This window comes from Litoribacter populi, from assembly GCF_007483685.1.
Lineage (GTDB): Bacteria > Bacteroidota > Bacteroidia > Cytophagales > Cyclobacteriaceae > Litoribacter > Litoribacter populi.
In genome coordinates this window covers 684,599-699,598 of the sequence record NZ_VMKN01000001.1, presented here as the reverse complement: position 1 = coordinate 699,598, position 15,000 = coordinate 684,599, and the positions used below count along the sequence as shown (strand labels likewise).

Below are 15,000 nucleotides of genomic sequence, written 5' to 3'. Positions count from 1 at the left end.
CACCACGGGGCGGTCAATAAAATCTTGAGGATTCATTTTTTCCAATGCGCGCTGATAAAGGAACTGCTCTAAAGCCTCCCCATCTCCCAGCACGCCAGTTTCAGCAACCCCTTCCAGATATGTCATCACCAGCATAAAAGCCCAGGTAGGTACGATTGCATCTACAGAGCAATACACAGCAACATGCTTGCCCTGGTACTGATCCCAATCCAATTCTTTCAAGGCTTTCCTAAAATCCATTTCCTTCAGCACCAATTCTTGAAAAAGGTATCCTTTCAAATCAAACACCTCACGGACCCCTGGAGTGTAATACTCCTCAAGGTTGACAGTAATAATCGGACTATTGGCTACTCTGTTTACAATCTCACTCATGACAACAATGGGTTTTTCTTGGACTTGATAACTCTAAACTCCTTTAGGTAGTTCGGTTCAAAATAGGCTAAATCGGCAAAATCATTTTGCTTGAATTTCTGAAAGGCAATCTGACCCACACTTTCTGCAGAATTGAGCAATGGGATAAATCTCGCGTTATCATGTTTAATTACAGTAGCAACCTTTTCTACCGCATCACCCAGAAAAAATACCGGACCCTTACCCAACTCGTTGGCAAAACTACCCTCCTCCACTATCAATGGAGCCAAGGATGTGACTTCCCGCATTTCGTGATCGAGGGTTTTGCAATAAACTTCCATTCGGCGGGCATCCATCATGGGCACTATCTTAGAACCACTGCTCACTACATTTTTAATCCTCCAGGCCAAAGCATCCAGGGTATCCACTGCCACCAATGGCAAGCTATGCGCATAAGCCAATCCTTTGGCAGTAGAAACCCCGATTCGCAAGCCTGTATAACTGCCTGGCCCGGCAGAAACTGCTATAGCATCCAAGTCGCCTGTCTCAACACCTACCCGATTCAATAAACTATCAATGCTAGGCATCAGTTTTTGCGAATGGACATTGTCTTGATGAAGCTCTAGCAACCCCACAAGCTTTCCCTTGTCATGAAGCGCTACCGAACAAACGGAAATAGCTGTCTCTATCGATAAAATCAATCCCATAGCATACTTATTAATTCAATTGCCTTGTCCACAATAATCATAGCCACAAAAATAGCAAAAACCAACTTCAAATTCTTGGATGACATCTTAAGAGAAGTCATCACTCCAATCGGTGCGGCAAGCATCACACCCAAAGAGAGGGATATGGCTATTGGCATCACGATATATCCATAATTATAATAATCGATATCATACATGGGAGTAGCATTCATATTATAAATTACATTGGCCCCTGTAGAAATCAAGATCATGCCGATAGAAATGGATTTTGCTTTTTTAACATCAAACCTGAAGTAGTTATTCAGCATCGGTATGACCACCGTACCTCCACCCAGACCCGAAAGGGAGGAAACAGCACCGGCAAGTGAGCCTGATACAATCAAAGGATTCCGCTTGGTTTTGCCCTCGCTCCCCTTTTTATCCTTGATAAAAAAAGACCTGATCAAAAGAAACCCAAGAAAGAGAATCAGGAAAACATTAAATATGGTTTTGGAATAGTAGGGGGTATTGACCACAAACTCTAAAAATAGAATGGAGGCCACTGCCCCTGAAATACCAATATAGAGTACCTCCCTAAGATAGAATGTTTTTGTCCGCACATGGGTGATATTCCCCGAAAGACTGGCAAAAAATGTCCCAAAAAGGGAATTGGCAATAGTGTATTGTACAATCTCTGTCTCTGGGACCCCTATCTCTAAAAGCGCAAAAGGAAGAACGATGATAAACACCATTCCTCCTCCTATGCCTAGCAGACCTGCTATAAATCCCCCTGCCAAACCGGCAAGAAACAATAAAAACTGGTCTACCATGAATTACTTTTTCTTTCCTGGTTTCAAAATCATAGCAAATTGATTCTGATCCTCCAGCACTTTCAATGTTTTTTTGATCTCCTCATCTCTATCAAGTGAAGCTTCAACCACCCCTTCTTGATAATAATACCGTGTAATGATTTCATCCTTCAAAGCCTCTTTGATCTCATCTTTAAAGGTGATAAGATCCTGCTCTTTGTTATGATTTACACTTTTCTTCAATTGCGCTATTTCATCCTGGATCTCATCAAAGTACTTTTCCTTCTCAGCGTACTTTTCCAGGTCGGCTATGGTTTTCTCTACTCTGGTAGTATAATCATATTCCTTATCCTGAAGCCACTCTACAAATTCCCCATATAACTCCTCAGATACCTTGAACTTTCTAGGACCAGGGATTTCCTCATGTTGTCTGCTAAACTTGTTGGCAAAGTCAAACACCAATCCCCTAGCCACCAAACTAAAGGTAATAGGCGCATACGTTCTAGATTCCACCGACTGGTCAGGCTCGATACCCGCACCGTCAAGCACAATCCTTCCACCTTTGGTTTTAAACTCATTTCTCAGGGAGTCTGGAATGGATCTGCCTTGACCATCCTCATCCTTGTTGCTATAATCAATAGCTTGAATCAATCGACCGCTTGGTATATAATATTTGGCTGTAGTAAGCTTCACTTGGGAATTGTAGGACAATGGCACAGTGCTCTGAACAAGTCCTTTTCCAAAGGTTTTTCTTCCTACCAATACTGCCCTATCATAATCCTGCAGAGCGCCTGCAACAATCTCCGATGCCGAAGCACTTCTTTCATTAATTAATACAACCAATGGAATATCTTTGTCCACTGGAGACTTTTCAGTCTTATAGACCGCGTTTACGTTCTGAAGTTTCCCTTTGGTGCTTACTACTTCTCTTCCTTTAGGTATGAAAAGGTTAACCACCTCCACGGCTTCTTTTAAAATCCCACCTGGATTGTCTCTTACATCCAGAACGAGCTTTTGTGCGCCCTGAGATTTGAGGTCTACAAGAGCCTTTCTTACATCCGCCGCAGCGTTGGTAGTAAAGTCTGTAAGTTTGATATATCCGGTCTTATCATCAATCATTCCGTAATACGGAACATTGCTGATCACAATTTTCTTTCTCGTCAGGTCGACCGCCAAAGTATCTTCTCCTCTTTTGACTTTCACCTTTAAGCTGGTATTAGCTGGGCCTTTTAGCAATTTTGAGATTTCAGCCGTTTCAAATTCCCTAACATCAATTGAGTCAACTTTCAGTAGTTCATCCCCAATCCTCAATCCCGCTTCCTGAGCAGGAAAGCCTTTGTAAGGCATCAATATCATATTAGTCCCAGTCCGATTGCCGATCAAGGCACCTACACCGCCGTACTCACCGGTAGTCATCATCCTGAAATCATCCGAATTTTCTTCCGGAATATACTCGGTATAAGGATCCAACTCCTCCAGCATAGCATTTATACCGATAGTCACCAACTCCTCAGGGTCTATGTCATCAACATAGTATGAGTCAAGTTCGCGGACCAATGAAGCGAAAATGTCCAAATTTTTGGCGATGGCAAAAAGTTTGTCATTCTTGGTAACAAATGAAAAAAGCACTCCGCTACCCAGCAGGGCAACTAGAAGCAGTACAAGAATTTTACGGTTTTTTAACATAATACGAAGCTACTAAGGTGTTTCTGTTTTGGCAATTCTGGTTAAAATCTTCACGATTTTGGGCTGTATATCCTGAAAGGACTGCAGCTCATGTGATACATATATCAAAGCAACATGCCTTTTCTTATCGGGTTCAACGGTATCTAGAAGGTGTTTGTTGAGCCTATAGGCCTCTTTCATCCTTCTTTTTACATAGTTGCGATTTACCGCCCTTTTGATTTTCCTTTTAGAAACAGAGAAAAGTACTTGATTAGTTTCACTGTCGCCAGCCTCTAAAAATAACACCTTAAATGGATATAAAAAAAAAGAGGAACCTTTATCAAAAAGTTCCTTTATTGACTTTTTAGAATGGAGTCTCTCATTCTTAGAAAGTTTATAATTCATAGTACATCATTTACCGTATCAAATACGAGTACATGCATCAATGAATTACTTCTTCAATGTCTTTTCAGAAGATACGGTTAACTTATGTCTTCCTTTAGCTCTTCTAGATCTCAATACTCTTCTACCGTTAGCAGTAGACATTCTTTCTCTGAAACCGTGCTTGTTTCTTCTTTTTCTGCGGGAAGGCTGAAACGTTCTTTTCATGATATAATGCTTTTAATATATTTCTTTCCTATAATTTCCTCAGGGGCTTCCCCCTAAAAAGGACTGCAAAGATAGATAGGATTTTTTGATTTACAAATCAGTGGCTTACTTTTGTTTATCACCTAAGCACAAATCTAAATGCAATATTATATAAAAAGAAACAATATCCTTTCCCAGTATGTACAAATTCTTCTGAAACTGGACTGTCTACAGGGTGAAAAGGTTTCGCTTCAATTGCCAGCTTGGCGACCAGGGCGCTATGAACTCGCCCATTATGCCCAAAAAATCAAGGGCTTCAAAGTTTCCCAGGAGGGAAAAATCACGCCATCCCTAAAGGAAACCAAAGACCTCTTTACCTTCACAGCAGCCTCAACCGGGATTTGCGAAATCGAATATGAATTCCACGCCAATCAAATGGATGCTGGCGGCAGCTGGTCTGACGACGAGCAGCTTTATTTGAACTTTATCAACTTTGTGTTTGAGGTAAAAGGACGGGAAAACGAGCCCATAAAAGTAACCTTGGACCTGCCCGCAGACTTCAAGATAGCCACCGCTCTGCCTAAAATTGATAAACACACCTTTGAGGCTACAGATTTCCAGCATTTGGTGGACAGTCCCCTTTTTGCCTCCCCTACCTTGAAACATGATAGTTATAATGTTGATGGCAAAACCTTCCATCTATGGTTTCAGGGAGAGGTCCATTTCGATGTGGAAAAACTGAAACAGGACTTCAAAGCCTTCACCACGGCCCAAATGAATGGGTTTGGGCAATTTCCAGCCGAGGAATATCACTTCCTGTTCCAATTGCTACCCTACAAGCATTATCACGGCGTGGAACATCAGTTCAGTACCGTGATCACCATCGGACCAGCCAAGGATCTGCAGGATAAAAAGCTCTACGATGAACTCATGGGGGTAAGTTCCCACGAGCTATACCACTTCTGGAATGTGTGTAGAATAAGACCTAAGGAAATCCTACCTTACGATTTCTCAAAAGAAGCCTATATCAGCACAGGAGTGGTCGCAGAAGGAGTCACCACCTATATGGGAGATTACTATTTGCTGAAATCGGGATATTTCAGTTTGGAAGACTATCTCCATATTCTGCAAAAACAACTCGATCGGGAATTTGAAAGCTTTGGCTGGCAGTCCCAGTCCATCGCCGACTCCAGCTTTGACCTATGGCTGGACGGCTACAAGGCCGGCATTCCGGACAAGAAGGTGTCTATCTACAACCGTGGCGCTTTGATTTCCCTAAGCCTTGACCTTTTGCTGCTTGATAAAAAGAGCTCCCTCCAGATGGTGATGAATGACATGTGGAAAGCTTATGGGAGTTTGGAAAAAGGGTATCTATTAGATGACTATAAAAGGATAATAGCCAAATTCCTAGGAGAAAGTCAAACTGAAAAGTTTTTTGCTAATTATGTAACCGGCACTGAGGACCTACGGGATGTGCTTTTTCCACAACTTTCCTCCATTGGTTTAGAAGTGAAGGCTGAACCAAATAAAAACAAACTGGCATCTAGTTATGGAATTATGCATAACGAAGAAGGCTTTGTCTCCAAAATCCATCCGCAAAGCCCCGCAGCTGCTAAAATAATGCAAAACGATCGCCTGATTGAAATCAATGGCCTACCTTATTCTAAAGATGTTTCGGTTAAAGTGGAAAAGCTTGAGCTTAAAATAAACCGCTACGGCAGAACCTTGCAGGTGCAGATCGAAGCGGCAAAACCGGTCTTTTATCAATCCCATAAAATTGAAATTAGAGAGGAAAACCAGAAAAGAGCTATTTGGTCGGGCCACCCAAACCCTTAATCTACTGATTAACAATATATAAACGAGGTTTTGTTTGCGATTTTTTGTATATTATGTCGTAGGTTTTAAAACAATAGCGCTATGAATTATGCAAGCAAAATCGAACATTGGGCGGATACTCATCATCCTGTATGGATAGATTACCTCCGCGTGGTATTAGGGCTGTTTATCTTTTTCAAAGGAGTGATGTTCATCGGCAATACCGAAAGGCTGATGAGTATGATAACAGAGATTGACATAGGGTTTTTCAACATGGCTCTTGCTCATTATGTGGCCTTTGCCCACTTGGTGGGAGGGCTGCTGATTGCGATGGGGTTACTCACACGGTTTGCGATAGTTTTTCAGCTGCCGATCCTCTTTTTCGCTGTGTTCTTTGTCAACATACAGCAGGGATTCCTGTCAGTTTCCAATAATTTGGAGTTTGAACTTTCCCTGATCACCTTCATTCTATTAATCGTATTCTTGATCTACGGCTCAGGGAAGTTTAGTGTGGATGAGTTTATGAGGAAAAACCCGCATTATTAAGTACGAAGTACGAAGGTAGAAGTACGAAAGTAGAAGTACGAGGTACGGAGTAGTAAGAGGTAAGAAGTAAAATGTAAAAACCGCAGAGAGGCGCAAAACACCTTGAGAAAAAAACAAGTATTTCTCTTTGTGTACTTTGCGCCTCTTTGCGGTTAATTTATTTTTCTGTCTTTATTCGAAATCCTCATCCGACAGCTCCGCGTTGAACTCAACCGATTCCACATTGGCGGTGATGGGTTCTGGGAACATAGGAGATTTGACGGTTAACTCTGTTGGATACATCACTCCGTCGAATTCCTCATAGGTCAAATAACGGGTATCTCCAGAGGTTGGGTTCTCGTTTCGCAACTTCAAGCCTCTGTCCACACTGTAATAGTTGGTCTGGGTAACGCCGTTCTGATTGGTCACTACAATTTTGTGCGCTTCCTCTTCATTCACCGTTTCCTTTCCTTCGTATGATAAGGTGTATCCATTTGTCGCATACTTCAGCTCAGGGAAAACACTCATGTTCATTTTGGCCTCCTGGTATTGCTCTTCGGTAAGCTCTTGGGATTGGCCCATCATGAGCACCTTGGCCTTGCCCTCTTTGAGGGTGATATTACTTGCTTCATTGCCCATAACCAATACCCGTTGGTTCATGCGCTCATTTTCCTCATCATGGATGAAATACATATTCATCACCATTCCCTGAAATTCCGTCACCATTTCAATCTTGGCGTTTCGGATTTCCTCCAGCTTGGCTTTCCCGCCAATGGTTTCCAGGTAGTTTTCGATCACCTCATCAGCAGTTGGATCATTCTCCTGCTGCTCGGCGAAAGCCTGAGTGCTGGCCAAAAAGGCCAGCATCACAAGCATGTATGTTGTTAGTTTTCTCATGTGTTCTTTTTTGGACGGAAGACGGAAGACCGGAGACGGAAACTTGCTCCCGTCTTCCGTATCCGGTCTTCGGTCTTCGGTCTCCGGTCTTCGGTCTCCGGTCTTAATTAAAATCCGCTTCTGAAATTTCGGAATTTATTTCCAAAGTTTCTACAACAGTTTTCAACGGCACAGGAATTTGCGGCGACTTCATCGTAGCAACCTTTGGAAACATTACTCCCTCATATTCCTGATACTCCTCATAGGTGGTGTCACCAGCCATTGGGTTTTCGTTTCTAAGTTTCAACCCATCCTCAACACTGTAATAGTTTACAATTTCAGATCCAGTAGGGTTTCTAATGATCACTTTGTAAGCATCCTTGCCTTCGATATCAGCGACGCCATCAACCTCCATGGTATAACCCATTTCCTCATAATGAAGCTCTGGGAAGATGAACATGCTCATTTTCACCGCCTCAAATTGCTCATCGTTCAACTCCTGGCTCTGGCCCATGGCCGTCACCTTAGCTTTGCCGTCTTTGATCACGGTGCGGGAAGCAACATTACCCATCATTTCCACGCTTTGGGCAAACTGACGGTTTGGCTCATCATGGATAGAGGTCAGGTTCAATTTCATGCCCTGCACTTCTGCCGAACTTGTAATTTTGGCAGTTTCTACTTTCTCAACATTCTCACGACCACCAATCGCCTCAATATATTTCTCGAAAATCTCCTCAACGGTGATATCTTCATTGGCCATTTCTACTTCTCTAGCAGGATCGCCCATGTTGTTGTACATCTTGATTTCACCAAATTGGCTTAATCCATCCTTGATACCAGAACCATTACCCACTACTGTGATATACAATCCATCAGGGTTCAAATATCTCTTAGCAGCCTGATTCACATCCTCAACCGTAATGTCATTCAATCTTTGCAAATAAGTGGCATAGAAGTCAGAAGGCAAGCCATAACGCTCAGTGTTGATAGCAAAATTGGCAATAGTAGATGGGCTCTCAAGGGAACGGCCGAAGCTTCCGCTTAAGTTAGCCTTAGCAGCTTCCAATTCTTCCTCAGTCACACCTTCTTCCACGATCATTCTGATTTCATTCATCATCTCATACACAGCACTGTCAGTCACCTCTGTTCTCACTGAAGCATTGGCTGAAAAGTTTGTGATCAATTTATCAGATCCGATAGTAGAATAAGCTCCATAAGTATAGCCTTTGTCTTCTCTTAGGTTCATGAATAACCTGGAAGACGACCCTCCACCAAGAATGTAATTCAATACTCTTGTATTCAAATAATCATCGCTGGTAATGTGCATTTCCACTGGGTGGGTAATGTTGATCACCGACTGCACAGAAGCAGACCTATCTACCAAAGCAACCTTATTTTGATCTGGACGGCTAGGCTTGTCGTAGTTTTTGGTGGGAACTTCAGCTTTTTCCCAGTCTGAGAAATACTTGGATACCAACTCCTCAGCTTCACCCTTAGTGATATCGCCCACTATGGCCAAATAACCAATGTTTGGTCTGAAGTAAGTTTCATAATAGTTTCTGATGTCTTCTACAGCGATGTTGTTGATCGTCGTTTCGGTTTCCGTTTCTCCGTAAGGGTGCTCCTTGCCGTAGTTTACAGCAGCTACTACTCTGCCAGAGATGGCATCAGGGTTGTCCTTGCTAGTTGCAAGACCCGTGATGGCCTGCTTCTTCAACTTTTCCAATTCCGATTCCGGAAAAGTAGGGTTGTAAAGCACGTCCGTCATTAATTCCAAGATCTTCTCTTGGTGCTTCTTAAGCGATGAGGCAAAAAGAGAGGTGGCACCAGCCCTCAAAGAGGCACCGATAAAATCAACCTCTTCGTCAAGCTGGTCCTTGGCTCTGCTTTCGGTACCGGCAGTCATCATTTCGCCTACAAAACCAGAAAGACCAGCCTTGTCGCCCTCTTGAATAGGATCACGATCCAATACCAAGGAGAAGGCTACTCTTGGCAGCTTTCTGTTTTCCACCACAAATACTTTCAAGCCGTTGTCAAGCGTAAAGCTTTCAGCGTCGCCAATCTGTATTTCAGGCGCAGGACCCGGCTCTGGATATTGACTTCTGTCCACTTGGGCAAAACCGCTGTGGATCAAAAGAAAAGATAAAATCAGGAATATATATGTTCTTTTCATAATGCTTTCTAAATATTAATTTAAGCTATGCTGGATACAATTATTGAGCAGATTGAGCTGCCTTAGGCAAATAATGCAACACCACTCTGCCATCCAAAGTCAGGTACTCATTAGCAACCCGCTGGATATCTTCTCTGGTTACTTTTCTGTAGTTATCCAATTCTTGGTTGATGTAATCTGTATCCCCATAAAAAACTTTGGCTTCAGCCAAGTTTTGGGCAATACCCGCCATAGTTGAATTCTTAGATACTAGGTTGTTTTCGATAATGTTCTGCAACTTTTGGAAATCTCTCTCAGAGATACCCTCAGCTTTCACATTTCTCAATATGGTATCTATCTCACTTTCCAAATCTTCCGCTTCCACACCCATATTGGTGATACCGTACATGATGAAAATACCACCATCTTCAAGATCCAATGGAATAGCAGCTACTGCCAAAGCTTTTTGCTGATTATCCACAAGTTCCTTGGTCATCAAAGAAGATTTTCCTCCAGTAAGGTAAGTTGAAAGCATTTCCATGGCATAGGAATCTTCGTGCGTTTTCTTTGGAAGATTGTAAGCTTGAATTACTGCAGGAATTTGGATATTGTCATAAATGATATCTCTGATTTCTTCGGTCTTTCTAGGCTCCTCCACGTTAGGACGACGGATTTCACCTTCACCTTTAGGGATTTCAGAAAAATACTTCCTTACCCACTCCTCAGCTTGGTCATAATCGAAATCTCCCGCTAGAACCAAAGTCGCATTGTTAGGCACATAAAAGTCCTTGTAGAATTGCATAAACTCATCCAAGGTAGCGGCATTCAAGTGATCCAAGGAACCAATTGGCGCCCACTGGTATGGATGCTCAGAATATGCTCTTGCCAAGGTTTCGGTCAAAATTGATCCATAAGGCTGGTTGTCGATACGCTGCCTTTTCTCCTCTTTTACTACTTCTCTTTGCGTTTCCACTCCTGTCTCATCAATCTTCGCATGTAGCAAACGCTCACTTTCCATGTAAAGGGCTAGCTCCAGTTGGTTAGACGGCAAAGACTCGTAATAATAGGTGATATCATTGGAGGTAAAAGCATTCAAAGTTCCTCCAGCGGATTGGATCTTTTTCATGTACTCACCACGACCGATGTTTTCCGAACCCTCAAACAACAAGTGCTCAAAGAAGTGAGCAAACCCGGTTCTTTCAGGATCTTCATTTTTTGAACCCACATGATACAGGACCGAGGTGGTTACGATAGGAGTAGTGTTATCCTGATGCATAATTACATGCATCCCATTGTCCAAGGTAAATTCCTTAAACTCAATTTTGTTCTGTGCTATCGCAGAGAAGCACAACATGCCACTGAGCAGCGTCAAAAGCGTAAACTTTCTCATAAATATTGATTTGGATTAAATTTTTCTTTAGCTGATTGTAAAACAGTATAATGCATAGTATGCAAATAAAGACGCCTTACAAACGGCATAGATTAAAAATAGGCCGGAAAAGTAAGTTATTTATAGGTGATGAGCAAATTTTCGTAAATATTATCCCACATAAAAAAATAAGGGATTAGTTTGGTGTAACGTGAGCGGACAAACGGCAAAATGGAACGCACGATAATGAACACTAACACTTTCACCATCATCCCAAATAAGCTCTAAACCTGGCATTAAAGCAGATAATGTTTAACTATATCATAAAAAAATCATATGTTTAAGATTTCAAATCGTCCCTGAATTTGATAAAGCTTATTGCCCTAGTAACTCATTTCTAATGGTAAGAAAACTGCTCTCGATAACTTTACTGCTTATCATATTATTCTCTGCCACAACTTCTCAAGCCCAAGTGGCTAAAGACACCCTTACACCCAAGCAGGTACAAAATCGGGTGATAGGTTTATCTATAGGCTTTGGGGTGGCTTACACGGCCAGTTTGGTGATGCTTAATAAAGCTTGGTATTCTCAGGATACCAGAAGCAGCTTTCATTTTTATGACGATCTCCATCATTGGAATCAAATGGACAAAGCAGGACATTTTTACACTGCCTTTCACCAAAGCAGAGCCGGTATCGATGCCCTGCGGTGGGCGGGAGTCAAGGAGAAAAAGGCTATCTGGATCGGTGGTATGATGGGGATTGTTTTGCAGACACCAATTGAAATTTTTGATGGCTTCAGTGCTGAATACGGGGCTTCGGTAAGTGATTTTGCAGCTAATACTTTGGGCTCAGCAGGAGTGATAGCCCAGGAGCTCACTTGGGGTGAGATACGTATTATGCCAAAGTTTTCCTTCCGTCCCACCCCATACGACCCCAACCGATTGGAGATGTTTGGCAACTCACTGCCGGAGCAGATACTTCAGGACTACAATGGGCAGAGCTATTGGCTTTCGGTGGATGTAGCCGCATTTCTAAAAAAAGATAGCCGCTTTCCTAAATGGCTGAACATAGCCGCCGGATATGGTGCTGGTGGAATGGTATATGGGGACCCCGTACAAAACAGACTTCACGGACACCAATCGTACCGGCAATTTTTCCTCTCACCCGACATCGACCTAAGATACCTACCTGTGAAGAGTAAATTTCTCAAAACCGCCATTTACCTCCTAAGCATGTACCGCATTCCCATGCCGGCCTTGGAATATAATACCAGAAACCAGCTGAGGTTTCATCCGCTTTATTATTAAAGGTGAATCATCGGTTATCCGACCTCCACTCCCCCTGCCCATAACACCAAACTTATTAACAATATATTCCAAAACGCATGGAAGTAAATAGCCAACCATAAACCATGTGACAACCTTAGGAAACACAGGATCAACCCTCCAAAGAACTGAGTCAGCACCAACAGGGGCATCAGGTACCAATATCCCAGATAATCCAAATCTTCAAAATTCCCTAAGTGTATAATGGCAAAAAAAGCTGAGGAAATATAGACAATCCACTTTATGTGTAAAGGCTTGCCAATTTTGGAGCTCACAAACATCCAAATCAAAAAAAGCATATAGCCAACCATGACGGGCCAGAGATCACCGACCGCCATGAAAGCAGACATAACCAATGCTGTCAAGAGTCCTTTTTTCTTCAAATTGAGCGGATAGCGAAATATCAATTCCTCCCACAATGGAGCTACAATCCCAACAAGAATTAAAATTAAATATGGGCTCTCCTTTAAAAAGGCTTCAAATTTATGATCAAAATCTCCTACATCCATTATATCTAGGATGAGGATATATACAGTGATTAAGCAGAATTTAAACAGGAAAAGAATTAAAAGCCCCTTGGTATCAAAGCCTTGTTTTGGATAAGTCTTCCCGTATTTGAGAAAATCCCTAAGACCATGCAGAATGGATATATGTGAAGTTAAGGATTGCAAGCTAAAGTAATTCATGGAGTGATTTAATTCCTAGGACTTCAGGGTGTGTTTTTAATACAAGGCATCAAAAATTAAAATAAATAGTGCCAGTAATTTGACTTATCAGAAATAAGAGAAGGTATAACCTTTTATCCAATCCAAATCGGCAAACAATTATCACGGATAAAAGCAATAAGAAAGTTGTTACGTAAAGAAGCAAAAGTTTATAGCTTGGATCATATAACAAAACAACCTGAATACAAATCAATATAGCTACTCCCCAGAAAACAGAAGCATGGATCAAATTTTTATGTTTTTCAGTAAGCATACTTTTTACGGCCCCTAATGCAAAACAAAAAATAAAAACAGTAAGACCAATAGCTAATGGCATTATCCCAACTATTCCAATTAAGAAGAGAATTGTGCTTACTATGGAGAAGATAAAGTAAACAGACAAAAAGTATCTCGAAATTAAATAATTCATGCTTTTATTTTTTTACCATGCTTCATAATACGACGTATTGGGACCCCGAAAATTGAGGGAAAGCCTCTTGGCATGTTTCCTTATAATCATATCCTCAAAAACTCAAGAGAATCAATCAACGAATAATTATTCAAACCCAAACACCACCGCGGGTATTACCAGTACAGCATTATATGCTGCATGGAAATAAATTGCCTTCCACATTCCGTAATGCAGTCTGATAAAGCTCAGCAGAAGCCCTAAACCAAACTGAATCCCAACCAAGAAAGGAACCCAGTAAAAATTGGCAAGCCAATCGAAATCCCGGAAATTACCCATATGGATAAGGCCGAATAAGACTGCTGAGGCATAGACTACAAAATGTAGCGGCACATTTTTCTTCAAAGAGACCATGACAAACAGGCTGATAAAATAAACAGCCACAACCATTGCAAGCCACCACATTTGGGCAACCAACACTAGGGATAATAATAGCCCCCATACAAAAGCCCTCCTTTTCATATTCAAATGGTAGCGGAAGGCAGTCTCCTCGAGCAATGGGGCGAAGACGATCACAGCAATCATTACCAGGACCTTATGATCCCGAAGCAATTCTTCTATCACATGGTCAAATTGCCCCACCCCGGCCAACTCCATTACCAGACCATATGGCACCACTACCACCAAGGCGAGCACAAGTAATAGCATGAAATTGAAGGGTGAAAGCGGAGGTACAGCTGCAAGTACTCTTGGCTTCTTCAGAAAGGAAAGGAAACTTTCAAAAACAGGTAGGATTTTGCTTTTTAAAATGTCTTCCTGCGGCTCTTTTTCTTGTAAAAAACTCATATTAATATCCTAAAAGTCCCTAATATTTAAAAAGAATTATATCCGTCTTGAAATCCTTCACGAAAACCAATCAAGAAATCCTCCCAATTGATAATTAAGTACCCAACAAATAAAACTACCACTCCTAATAGGGCATACAAACTTTTCTTTTTCATATGTAAATAAATTAACCTTAAAATAAACATTGATTGCCCTACAGACCTCCATCTGTAGGATCTAGGCTTTCCTCAATCTGGGAACAATACTCCTCGCACTCCTTCATACCACTGTACCTTCCTATAAGAAAAGCCAGAACTAAGGCAAGAAACACAACCGCCACTCCAGTTATAATTGCAGAATAAATCTTGGGGAACATCTACTTACCGTTTAGGAATTGTAACCATTTTGTTTCTCCAATAATATTAAACCAAACTAAAACATCCTAATACCGCCTAAATTCACAATATGATTGTAACCAAGAAATATCCAGAAAACCCGCACAAAACTACATTTCACATTATCCTGAAAAAGCCTTAAATGGTATAAAATGTATTTTACAAGTTATTCGAAATAATTAAAAAAAATTACCCCCACCCGAAACACAAAATAATATTTGGTCTAAAAATACCCCATTCACGGTATTGCAACTAACTAAAAAATTGCTATAAATCTAATCGCCTTGCTACCGTAATCTATCGCATCATTGATCTTAACTTGTTATCTACCCAAGGTCCAGATTGCTTCAGTCGTCGTACCTCCTCCATCGCAATGAATTGTGTTAAATGTCAAGTTTTGAGTCCAAATTTTATTTCGCTACAGCATTGAAGTTTGAATAGCTTTTGTCATATGCAATACCTGATTTGGCAATGGCAAATGCCTGCTTGATTAGCTTATTCACT

Annotated in this window: 15 protein-coding genes (1 of these 15 running past the window's edge); 3 read left to right on the top strand and 12 right to left on the bottom strand. The window is 41.5% G+C overall.

Features of this window, described 5'->3' with window-relative positions; all coding sequences use genetic code 11:
- The 6 genes in view from FPL27_RS02935 to rpmH are tightly spaced (at most 45 nt apart) and all read right to left on the bottom strand, a layout consistent with a single transcriptional unit that may run on beyond the window.
- On the bottom strand, positions 1–372 hold the 5' portion of the coding sequence (locus FPL27_RS02935; protein WP_143959679.1) for a DUF2480 family protein. The gene continues 141 nt to the left of window position 1, outside the view; 372 of the gene's 513 nt are visible here — the first part of the coding sequence; its start codon is at positions 370–372; the stop codon falls past the left edge of the window.
- The gene (gene tsaB / locus FPL27_RS02930) at positions 369–1,058 is read right to left on the bottom strand and encodes a tRNA (adenosine(37)-N6)-threonylcarbamoyltransferase complex dimerization subunit type 1 TsaB (RefSeq protein WP_143959678.1); all 690 of its coding nucleotides are present in this window, start codon (positions 1,056–1,058) and stop codon (positions 369–371) included. Before tsaB ends, FPL27_RS02935 begins: the two co-directional genes overlap by 4 nt.
- Positions 1,049–1,867, bottom strand: coding sequence for a sulfite exporter TauE/SafE family protein (locus FPL27_RS02925; protein ID WP_143959677.1), 819 nt, complete (start codon positions 1,865–1,867; stop codon positions 1,049–1,051). Before FPL27_RS02925 ends, tsaB begins: the two co-directional genes overlap by 10 nt.
- Before the next feature lie 3 nt (positions 1,868–1,870).
- Positions 1,871–3,532, bottom strand: coding sequence for a S41 family peptidase (locus FPL27_RS02920; protein WP_185974284.1), 1,662 nt, complete (start codon positions 3,530–3,532; stop codon positions 1,871–1,873).
- 12 nt (positions 3,533–3,544) lie between these two features.
- Positions 3,545–3,916, bottom strand: a complete 372-nt coding sequence (gene rnpA / locus FPL27_RS02915) for a ribonuclease P protein component (protein WP_143959675.1) — start codon at positions 3,914–3,916, stop codon at positions 3,545–3,547.
- A 45-nt stretch (positions 3,917–3,961) separates the two neighbouring features.
- Positions 3,962–4,120, bottom strand: a complete 159-nt coding sequence (rpmH, locus tag FPL27_RS02910) for a 50S ribosomal protein L34 (protein ID WP_143959674.1) — start codon at positions 4,118–4,120, stop codon at positions 3,962–3,964.
- Between the two features lie 138 nt (positions 4,121–4,258).
- On the opposite strand from rpmH, the gene FPL27_RS02905 reads away from it, so the two are divergent.
- Positions 4,259–5,935: a M61 family metallopeptidase gene (locus FPL27_RS02905; RefSeq protein WP_143959673.1), complete on the top strand. Its 1,677-nt coding sequence runs from the start codon at positions 4,259–4,261 to the stop codon at positions 5,933–5,935.
- 81 nt (positions 5,936–6,016) lie between these two features.
- Positions 6,017–6,460: a DoxX family protein gene (locus FPL27_RS02900; protein ID WP_143959672.1), complete on the top strand. Its 444-nt coding sequence runs from the start codon at positions 6,017–6,019 to the stop codon at positions 6,458–6,460.
- Positions 6,461–6,631: 171 nt separating this feature from the next.
- Here the strand turns inward: FPL27_RS02900 and FPL27_RS02895 are convergent, their stop codons facing one another.
- From FPL27_RS02895 to FPL27_RS02885, 3 genes are all read right to left on the bottom strand, one after another.
- The gene (locus tag FPL27_RS02895) at positions 6,632–7,336 is read right to left on the bottom strand and encodes a hypothetical protein (protein WP_143959671.1); all 705 of its coding nucleotides are present in this window, start codon (positions 7,334–7,336) and stop codon (positions 6,632–6,634) included.
- A 103-nt stretch (positions 7,337–7,439) separates the two neighbouring features.
- Positions 7,440–9,488, bottom strand: coding sequence for a M16 family metallopeptidase (locus tag FPL27_RS02890; RefSeq protein ID WP_143959670.1), 2,049 nt, complete (start codon positions 9,486–9,488; stop codon positions 7,440–7,442).
- Between the two features lie 40 nt (positions 9,489–9,528).
- Complete coding sequence (locus tag FPL27_RS02885) at positions 9,529–10,857, bottom strand: M16 family metallopeptidase (RefSeq protein WP_143959669.1); 1,329 nt, start codon at positions 10,855–10,857, stop codon at positions 9,529–9,531.
- Between the two features lie 379 nt (positions 10,858–11,236).
- On the opposite strand from FPL27_RS02885, the gene FPL27_RS02880 reads away from it, so the two are divergent.
- Positions 11,237–12,145, top strand: a complete 909-nt coding sequence (locus FPL27_RS02880) for a DUF2279 domain-containing protein (RefSeq protein WP_143959668.1) — start codon at positions 11,237–11,239, stop codon at positions 12,143–12,145.
- Positions 12,146–12,159: 14 nt separating this feature from the next.
- Here FPL27_RS02880 and FPL27_RS02875 read toward each other — a convergent pair whose 3' ends face one another.
- The 3 genes from FPL27_RS02875 to FPL27_RS19765 form a co-directional block, all read right to left on the bottom strand.
- Entirely contained in the window at positions 12,160–12,849 is a 690-nt protein-coding gene (locus FPL27_RS02875; protein ID WP_143959667.1) for a CPBP family intramembrane glutamic endopeptidase, read from the bottom strand.
- A 574-nt stretch (positions 12,850–13,423) separates the two neighbouring features.
- On the bottom strand, positions 13,424–14,122 hold the full coding sequence (locus FPL27_RS02870) for a CPBP family glutamic-type intramembrane protease (protein WP_143959666.1): 699 nt from the start codon (positions 14,120–14,122) through the stop codon (positions 13,424–13,426).
- Positions 14,123–14,315: 193 nt separating this feature from the next.
- Positions 14,316–14,477: a hypothetical protein gene (locus tag FPL27_RS19765; RefSeq protein ID WP_185974283.1), complete on the bottom strand. Its 162-nt coding sequence runs from the start codon at positions 14,475–14,477 to the stop codon at positions 14,316–14,318.
- Between the last annotated feature and the right edge of the window lie 523 nt (positions 14,478–15,000).